Origin of the sequence: Anabaena sp. UHCC 0253 (genome assembly GCF_009712085.1) — a bacterium.
Taxonomy (GTDB): Bacteria; Cyanobacteriota; Cyanobacteriia; order Cyanobacteriales; family Nostocaceae; genus Dolichospermum.
Genome location: NZ_VILD01000014.1, coordinates 36,082 through 44,944 on the forward strand (window position 1 = coordinate 36,082; position 8,863 = coordinate 44,944).

Here is an 8,863-nt window from a genome sequence, read left to right on the forward strand (position 1 = left end):
CAAACTTTTCCTTCTTCACCAAGTCTTTTAGCTGTGCTTATTATCAAGCTAGTTTTCCCCATTTGTGGAGATCCTAAAATATAGCAATCACGATGTATTTGGGGAGAAGTTAGAAATTGATAAAGTTCTGCATCAACTTCTCGGTAAACATAAATAGGACTATTCTTATGTAGGGGTATTCCTTTAACAGCTTCCTCATAATAATTAGTAAATGGATTCATAAAGTCATATAGATTTTCAAAAAGATTTAGCATAAATTCCTAATATTCCTGATTTTGCAGTGCATCTGAATCATCAAATGTGATAACCCCGATAAAATGCAGGGATAATTCCCTCAACCGTCTCATCAATTAAATAGAAAGTAACATCACCGTATTGTTGATTTTTTCTTTGTTTCTCCAACCCATTTCTGGAAAAATATGTGTTCGTAAATTGGGTTAGCCACACTGATAAAAGTTTCAGAATCTACTACCAACCCAGCTATTAGTAAATACATTTTTTTACTATCATACTAGCAAAAAAAAATATTATTAGAAATAATATCACAATATTTCCACTAGATAATGCTACCGTAAGTAGCCATTCTTCTAGGTCTTTTTTGGAAAAAGCTGAAATTTCTTTCTTATTAATATACTTCCAACCATTTGCTTTAACCAAGCTGGATATACCCCGCCATACTTGTGCTTCAATTAAAATTTTTTCTGCCTTGATATCTGTACAAACTACTAGGGGTGTTTCTCTTTTTGGTAAGCGATATTGTTTTAAATCATCAGCCAACTGTGCTTTTAAGTCAGGATTTGATCCTATCTTAATGTCATCTTCATCAGGTGATTGAGCATTCGGTAAGTTTTCTGATTTACCTTTTTCAATCAAGTTCAATAAAGCCTGACAATTAACCTGAAAACCTTCCTCTCCTCCTAATGTTATTACCTGACTAATTTCTTCAGTTAGTAAAATTTGAGCTTTTTCTTCTAGTAATCTAGCTGCCAACCAACGTAAACATCGCTCATTGTCATCCGAATCTTCACATATACAAGCAAATGATATGCGGATCTGACGACCTAGAAAATCCGTGCGACCATTGGGTTTAAGTCCAGTGATTAGTAAGCATAACTTACCACTATTTTGCAGAGTAACCTTTTGAAAATCTATTTGACGCAAGTTATTAACTACCTTAACACTTTGAAGATCAATTCCTTTTTTACGAATTGATTTCACAGCATCTTTGCGGTACAAATCCGTCAACCATTGACCATTTCTAGCAATAACTACCGATGGTGATTCACTTTCAATTAGATCAGTTGATCTCTGCAAAATGTAAGGTAGTTTTTCCGGTGATTGTTGACTGGCTGCCGTAATTTCCAACCAATGGTAATCATCGTCTTGATAAAATCCGCGACTTTGAACATAAATATCCATAGCTACTTCCTGTTCCTGATGTTAATATCTAATAATTCTTCACCTTGAATAACCTCAAATCCTCCTGTTTTTTTGCATCTCCTGGCAAATATACGAATTGATTCTTTGATCTTATTATTCCACCCAAATACCCAAGCAACTCCTCTTCTGAATATATTTTGATTATCCTGATTACGCAAATGGTGGTTAAGAAGAAATGCCATGATATAAGATAAAGGTTGATCAGTATCCCGTGGGCTATATTTAGCATCAGCATCAGGATGTTTTCTAAACACAAAAATTGGATTATCTTCTGTCGTTGGCTCTGCAATCCGAGTACATTTTACACAGCCTAAAGTTTGAATAGGAGTAACGACCACAGCTATTTCAGAGGATATAAAAGGTGAAGCAAAAAAGTCCAGTAAAGCGGAATATGCTGTCTTTATCTTCTCTGTTAGTTCTAGAGCATCTCTTTCTCCTTTTATCATTTCCCTTTCGCATTTTACAGGTACAAAAAGTACAAGTTTGGGACTTTCTATGTTTATGTAGGTTTCCTTAAATATTTCAGTAATTAGCTCAGTCTTATTGACAACTTCGTTATACGTCCCGTCCCTCATAACTAATGCAGGGGTGTCAATAGCTATAATTACTACATCTGCTGCGGTTACAAGTTCAGTGACAAAGTTCTTTTCTATCTCGCGTGCTTTCCCGGAAATATACCTGCCTGGGTAGTCGTAAAAATGCAGTTGCAAAGACTGTTGATCAGGAAGAGGAATATCAAAGGCAAGAGACATTATAGAATATGGATCATCATTAGGAGCTTCTGTTCCCGGAATCCCTTTGCCAATCTGGACTGTATTCCCACTACCTTCACTAGCGATTATACTACCTTCTTCACGAGCAATCATACTTCTCAATTCAGCTAACCTTCTTTCAAGTCTTCTTATATTCTCTTCATTTCCCTGAATTCCTCTTTCAATCTGGACTTTCATGTCTACTTCTTGCCCAGGTACTAACATACTTTTTAATTCAGCCAGCTTTTTTTCAAGTCTTGCTGCACTTTCTTCATCTGGAATAATTTCGAGGTTGGCTATTTTACTAATTGTTAACTGTTCATACATTGAAGCTAGGATAGTGGTCTTTCCAACACCACTTGATCCGAGCATGGCAATTGTGATTTCTTCTGGTTTTTGAGACATTTTAACGTTTCTCCTTATCTAATTAGATTAGTTTAAAAATTGCATGAACTGTGGTTGATTGGCTGTCTCCGCTCGTTCTATTAATTTTTTCCAATCTCTACGGACATCAGACTCTTCTCCTGCTGGTGGGAATTCAGATGGCCAAATTTGCGATCGCATTTTTTGCATAAAGTATCTCCATTCTTGGTCTATTTTTTCTGCATAAATCAGTTTATTGATGAATTTTTTTACTTCTGCAAACACTGCTTGAGGTGGTTCAGCATATATACTTTTCAAAGCTTCTTCACAGTCAAATACTGTCTCTGCATGAATCTCTGTCAAACATTCCCATAATAATTCCTTTGTGGGAGATCGGGAAAGTTTTAAAGAAGAAGGATTATCAGGATCTAAACCTTGCAAATACGGAAAAATTTTATAATAGAAATTACTCTCATAAGCTAACTCAAATTTCCAAATTCTTTGAAATGCTGTTTTTAAGTGCTTGTATTCATCAGGCATGATTTGCGACGTTGTTTCTGCCATAAATTGGAGAAATAGGTGTCCTTGTGTTGTTGCTAAACCTCCTAAACCTCTGTTAATTAATACCTCTGCTACACGATTTTTAGCATGATATACTACCTGCTTTAGACCAGTATCCATAGAACCAAAATTATCATTTATGGTGTCTAGGAGTTTATTTAAAAAATAGGAATAGGTAGCCTGGAAAGATTTGGTGTTAACGTATATCTTATGAATTTCTTCCAACGACGGGATTCCTGTATTTTTTCGACAAGCCTGAATAATACTCTTTAACTGGGGTTTAAAGAAATCTTGGTCTTGATCCTTTTGATCTTTTTCTAACTCTTTACCAAGGTCATACAAGCCCAATTTAATTTCTGACAGTAAAGTATCGTATAGCCTATCAAAAAGGAAATCATCATCCTGAGATAGAGCAGCTTGAACTAAGGCTCGACGCGCTTTATCTAGTTCAGAACTAACTACTCTCTGTAATTGGAATAATCGCTCCTGACAAGACTTTGCATATTGCTGATCCAAGAGATTAATATTAGCAGCCAAATAGTTGAGAACACGATCTAAAACTTGAGTGTTTGCTTCTTCAGGATCAGCACAATTAGCAATCACACACTCAACAACATCAATCTTCTTGTTGCGAATATCATTTGCTAAATCTTGGCAATTTTTGGAGTTATCACCATTGTTGGATTCTAAGTTAGTGCGATTCAGAATCATGAAAGACCACGAATTAAGCGATAATTCTGGTAAAGAATTACTTGCAGTATCATACAGTTGTACGTCCACATCGCCCCAGTGGTCACCAGATGCGTTAGGCTTTTTGACAAACAGAATAGCATCAATATCTTCACCTAATGTTTTCATCAGGCGATCTTCATCACCCATACCAGTATCACCCAAACCAGGCATATCAACTAATGCTATTTGCCCAACATCTGAATTAGGAAATGAGCAAATAATTTTGACTTCTTTAACTGCTAGATAGTTGAAAAAAATGCGATCGCCATTAGCATTATCTTGGGCAACATATTTCCGAATTTCTTCTTTGGAAATTCTCCTCGGTAGTGAATTGATTAGATGAGCATACTTACTATAATTGTCATAATATTGCTGTAAATGTCCATACATAGCTCCGGGTACTGCATATCTATCATCCGGTATAGAAGGCAAAGCCTGGGTAGTGAATTCTGCTAGGGTATTTGGCTTTGCTCCCAACCTTAGCTTTTCGTAGTATGGGCTAATCATGTCTTTCAGGAATGATTGCTCAGAATGAAATGTGACTTCGCCATAAGTCTCTACATTAGGCTTATGACTAATCGTGCTGCGAACCCCTGTACAATGTTGACGATCGCCATCAGGAATTTCAGCCGTAGTTAATCCTGTCAGGCTTTGCAACAGACGGCTTTTACCTTGTCTAGCTCTACCTACCACACCAATATTCAGGGTGTCACGTGAGAAACGAATTTTCAGTTTTCCGAGTGCTTCTATCTCGTCTTTAATACTTAGTTTAATTCTTACAAAATCTACATCATCTAAAGCACCTCGCATTTTTGGGTCATCAACCCGTTTTAATAGTGTACTGCGATGAGATTCTACCTCATCTATGGCTGAGACCAATTCCCTCAGATTTACCTCTACACCTTCAATCTTGCGTGATAAAGGACGGCGTTTTTCAATAATGCTGGTAATTGTGTCTGCTCTGTGCTGCATAGAAGCTTGTCTCCTATCATGACTGTATTGGAATTAACAGGGCTAACAATACCCTAAAGTCATATATATCAAGATGATATTTTAATAACATACTATAGTTATAGTACAAAAGTATACGGCATTAATAAGAAGTTAAGCTAACCGCATTCACAAAGTTTTACATTGCTACAAATATTCTGTAATTAATTGGTACTAAATTACCATTTAGGTGTAACACTCACTACCGATGCCTACAAAGTATTGATTGATTACACAGGCAATCATACACGACTGATATTCACCGAACTAGAAAAGCTCAAAACTTATGCTTTGGGTAAAACAGTCAATGGGGATATGGTGAAAGAATTAGTCTCAGAAAATGCTGCTAATAGCTTACAACTAGCCAACGCTATTCGCTTGGGTAACATTGCTCAAGCATTAGAATTTGTTGAATGCTTAATTAACTGTAACGAACCAGCTTTAAAGATTACCGCTACCCTGACTACTACCTTTCGCACTTGGCTAACAGTCAAACAGATGATCATCACCGGGTGTCAAGATGAGAATGCGATCGCCCAACTTGCAGACGTGAAAAATCCCAAACGCTTGTATTACATACGCCAAGAGGTTGCTAATTGTTGTGTAAACAAGCTGAAAAATAGTTTGAAAATGCTGTTGGAACTAGAGCTAATGCTGAAATCTGGTGTAGATGAAAAACTCGCTTTGCAAACTCAAATTATCAAACTTTGCTCGTAGGTATTACTTCTTGCAAATGCAATAGACACCTCGGAAATTTAACCTAAAATGCTCCGGTTGTTGGAGGGAAATTAAATTTCTGGAGATGTCTAAACAACAATTTCCAAAACTCAAAAAATGAAGCAACTTGATCTACTTCATCTCACAACAGACCTTTCTGTTTGTGAACCTTCTCAAAATATAGATTCCAAATCTACACAGCCAATTGCAGAAAACTGGCAGTTATCAAAAATCATTGGTCAAAATTTAGCGGTATCTTTACTCAAAGGTGGAATTACACACAACCGAATTGTCCCTGCGTATTTGTTTGCTGGAGCAGACGGAGTAGGAAAATCTTTAGCTGCGAAATGCTTTATCGCTGAAATTTTCAACATCCAAAACCTAGCTAATTGTCCTGATATTTTATGGGTTGAACCAACATACCTACACCAAAAACAGTTGTTAAGTGAGAGTGAAATAGCAGCTTCTGGGGTACTGCGAAAATCTCCATCCCAAATTAGAATTGAGCAGATTCGAGAAATCACCCAATTTCTGGCTACCTCCCCTCTAATTGCACCTTACAAAATTGTCGTGGTAGAAAATGCTGAAAGAATGCCACCCACTGCTGCTAATGCACTGCTGAAAACTTTAGAAGAGCCAATATCCGGCACTATTATCCTCATTTCATCCCAACCCCAAAGGTTACTTGCTACAATTACCAGCCGTTGTCAACTGATTCCTTTCCAGCGACTAAACAACGCCCAAATGACCACAGTTTTAAAAAATGTGGGACGTTCTGAAATTCTCAATCACCCAAATGTTATACAGTTTGCTGGTGGTTCTCCTGGAATAGCGATCGCTTACCATGATCAACTCAAATCTATTCCACAATCAATTTTGCAACAACTAATTCAGCCACCTAACAATCTGTTAACCGCGTTAAGTATTGCCAAAGATATTGAATTGCAATTGGATTTTCATCAACAACTATGGCTGATAGATTACCTGCAACATTGCTGGAAGGAATTTCTCAGTGATCAAAATTGGCTGTTGAAACTGGAAGATGCCAAAAACTCTCTGTTGAAAATGGCCTCTCCCCGATTAGTATGGGAAGTTTTACTATTTCCTGATTAATACCAAAAACTACATTTTCAACGCAGTCTGTCTAAACATCATAAAAAATACCAAACAACATTTTTGGACAAAAAGATTGCGCTATGCGCTCTTGTGGTGAACTAAATCAAACAAAAAACCATGAGTGCCATTATCAATAATTACCGTCAATTGGATGTAGCTTTTCTCCTGCTCAATGAATTGACAACAAAACTCCGCACGGCTGGAGCAAGAATCTCAGTTAGAAAAGTGGGAAATTTCCACAGAATTACCGTTTTAAAAGAACCCACTGTAGCCACTATTGAGCAAATTCTTGGTGACACAAGCGGGGAAACAGAAACGCCTAACCTCAGCAATAGTGATGCAATTACTTCACCCACTGAAAGCACTTCATCAACAGATGATGCTGTTAGTGAAACTGGTGGTAATACAGTACATACCGTAAACGAAGAGATTGAGGAAAGCACACTGCCGGAAGCGATCGCTCTACCAGAATCATCTAAATCTATTACACCACCAGATGATACTCCTAGTGAAGCTGGTAGTAATATAGTAGCCCCGGTAAGCGAAGATAGTGAGGATAATTTAGTAGTTGAGGCGATCGCTCAAACATCATCTGAATCTATTACACCATCAGATGATACTCCTAGTGAAGCTAGTAGCGATACTGTAACTGTGGTGAGTGAAGATATTGATCATAGCAGTGACAGCAATGATATTATTCCCTGCGACACAGCAGAACTAATCACCGATTTAACTGATTCTCCTACACCTGATGACTCTTCCTTAGAAATAACAAATATTCCCGATTCTCCAGAATTAGCAAGTTTGGAAGATTTACAAACACTAACTCTAAAAAGACTAAAGGAGTTAGCCAAATTGCACAAAATCCCTGGTTTCTCTCGCATGAAAGAAGAGAAATTAGTAACCAAACTGCATGGTTTAGCAACCAAAGAACAAGTTTTGTAATAGTCATCACCCTCAAATCTCTAGCAGATTTGGGGTTATTTTTTTGTAGGTTTTGCGCTTAATACCGTAGGTAATAGTGCGCTAGGCGCAATCAGGTTTGATACTGAGCTGTATCCAATAAAGCCTCAAATCAGCCTGTAGCAAATCATTCGTTTAGTTGCATAACCGAGAATGCGCTATCGCGCTAATACCGTGAAAAACATTGATTACCCAAGGAAAATAATATGTCTCAGCAATACATCAATAAAGTTGATTTAGTTGGTCGCGTTGGTCAAACACCTGATGTTCGATACTTCGAGTCAGGTGCAATGAAAACATCCTTGACTCTTGCTGTCAAACCTCCCTACAGAAGTGAAAATCCCCTCTGGTTTGATTTAGAACTTTGGGGAAATATTGCTCAAGTTGCAGCAGACTGGGTTCAAAAGGGTTCAACTATTGGGATCACCGGTGAAATAGTCTTTGACAGATGGATAGATAAAAACACCAACGAATCCAGACAAAAACCCATCATTCGTGTCAGCAATCTAGAACTGATCAGTTCTGCTCAACGTAAAGACTCGAATGAAACCAGTGAAGACCAAGATTCCATAATTAACGCCAACTTCTAGAAAACTAACCACATCCCGCAGCATAACTTTTGTCTGTGGGATGTTGTGGTTGAAAAGCGCAAAGCGCAATTTTTATGAACAATTGACAATTTCATCACAAGGAATAGACCATGATTAACTCAACTCAAACTATTCGACTCCTCAGTATTGATGAAGCTTTTGATAGCCAAGGTGTAAAGATTGTCTATGGTGAATGTGTTTTCTCCTACTATTCAAAAGATGGCGTAGTGGAAGACACAATTCCCTACAGAACCAAGGGAGCAGCCGCAGTTTCCATTGCTGAATCAGGAATTAATGCTACTGGTATCGCTATGGGCTATTTAGATATTAACGTAGTGGATAGCGGTAAGGGATATAAAGAAAAGAAAACTGCCTTGGTTATCCGCACTTTCATCTGCACTACCACTGGTAATCGGAATCCTATACCAACTGCTACACCTGTTGTTCAAGCAACTCCACAGGAAAATACTCAACAGCTAGTTGGTGCTGGTGTAGCTACAGCATCTAACAACGGACATTCTCCAAATACTAATATTTCTCACATTCCCTTTTAATGATCTTACTTCTGGCTACTTTGCCAGAGGTATTTTTTTTCTGTGGGCAGATAATTTTTTTCTGAAAAAGTGGTTTAATATTTCC

The 8,863-nt window shown here is 37.6% G+C and carries 8 protein-coding genes and 1 pseudogene; 5 read left to right on the forward strand and 4 right to left on the reverse strand.

Annotated elements, in window-relative coordinates:
• From FJR38_RS25940 to FJR38_RS25955, 4 genes and pseudogenes are all read right to left on the reverse strand, one after another.
• Positions 1 to 254 (reverse strand): annotated as a pseudogene (locus FJR38_RS25940) (hypothetical protein); the annotation flags it as partial.
• 229 nt (positions 255 to 483) lie between these two features.
• Complete coding sequence (locus FJR38_RS25945) at positions 484 to 1,419, reverse strand: hypothetical protein (RefSeq protein ID WP_168540360.1); 936 nt, start codon at positions 1,417 to 1,419, stop codon at positions 484 to 486.
• A 2-nt stretch (positions 1,420 to 1,421) separates the two neighbouring features.
• Entirely contained in the window at positions 1,422 to 2,597 is a 1,176-nt protein-coding gene (locus tag FJR38_RS25950; protein WP_168540362.1) for a DUF342 domain-containing protein, read from the reverse strand.
• 27 nt (positions 2,598 to 2,624) lie between these two features.
• Entirely contained in the window at positions 2,625 to 4,820 is a 2,196-nt protein-coding gene (locus FJR38_RS25955) for a dynamin family protein (protein WP_168540364.1), read from the reverse strand.
• Between the two features lie 186 nt (positions 4,821 to 5,006).
• Here FJR38_RS25955 and holA point away from each other — a divergent pair, with 186 nt between their 5' ends.
• The 5 genes from holA (at position 5,007) to FJR38_RS25980 (ending at position 8,778) form a co-directional block, all read left to right on the forward strand.
• A complete protein-coding gene (holA, locus tag FJR38_RS25960) occupies positions 5,007 to 5,555 on the forward strand; it encodes a DNA polymerase III subunit delta (protein WP_254449576.1) in 549 nt (182 codons plus the stop codon).
• A 117-nt stretch (positions 5,556 to 5,672) separates the two neighbouring features.
• Positions 5,673 to 6,668 carry a DNA polymerase III subunit delta' gene (locus tag FJR38_RS25965; RefSeq protein ID WP_168540366.1) on the forward strand — a complete coding sequence of 332 codons (996 nt, stop codon included), beginning with the start codon at positions 5,673 to 5,675 and terminating at the stop codon, positions 6,666 to 6,668.
• Positions 6,669 to 6,788: 120 nt separating this feature from the next.
• Positions 6,789 to 7,616: a hypothetical protein gene (locus FJR38_RS25970; RefSeq protein ID WP_168540368.1), complete on the forward strand. Its 828-nt coding sequence runs from the start codon at positions 6,789 to 6,791 to the stop codon at positions 7,614 to 7,616.
• Positions 7,617 to 7,840: 224 nt separating this feature from the next.
• Entirely contained in the window at positions 7,841 to 8,224 is a 384-nt protein-coding gene (gene ssb, locus FJR38_RS25975) for a single-stranded DNA-binding protein (protein WP_168540370.1), read from the forward strand.
• A gap of 110 nt (positions 8,225 to 8,334) precedes the next feature.
• Positions 8,335 to 8,778 carry a hypothetical protein gene (locus tag FJR38_RS25980; RefSeq protein WP_006196493.1) on the forward strand — a complete coding sequence of 148 codons (444 nt, stop codon included), beginning with the start codon at positions 8,335 to 8,337 and terminating at the stop codon, positions 8,776 to 8,778.
• Positions 8,779 to 8,863: the final 85 nt, after the last annotated feature.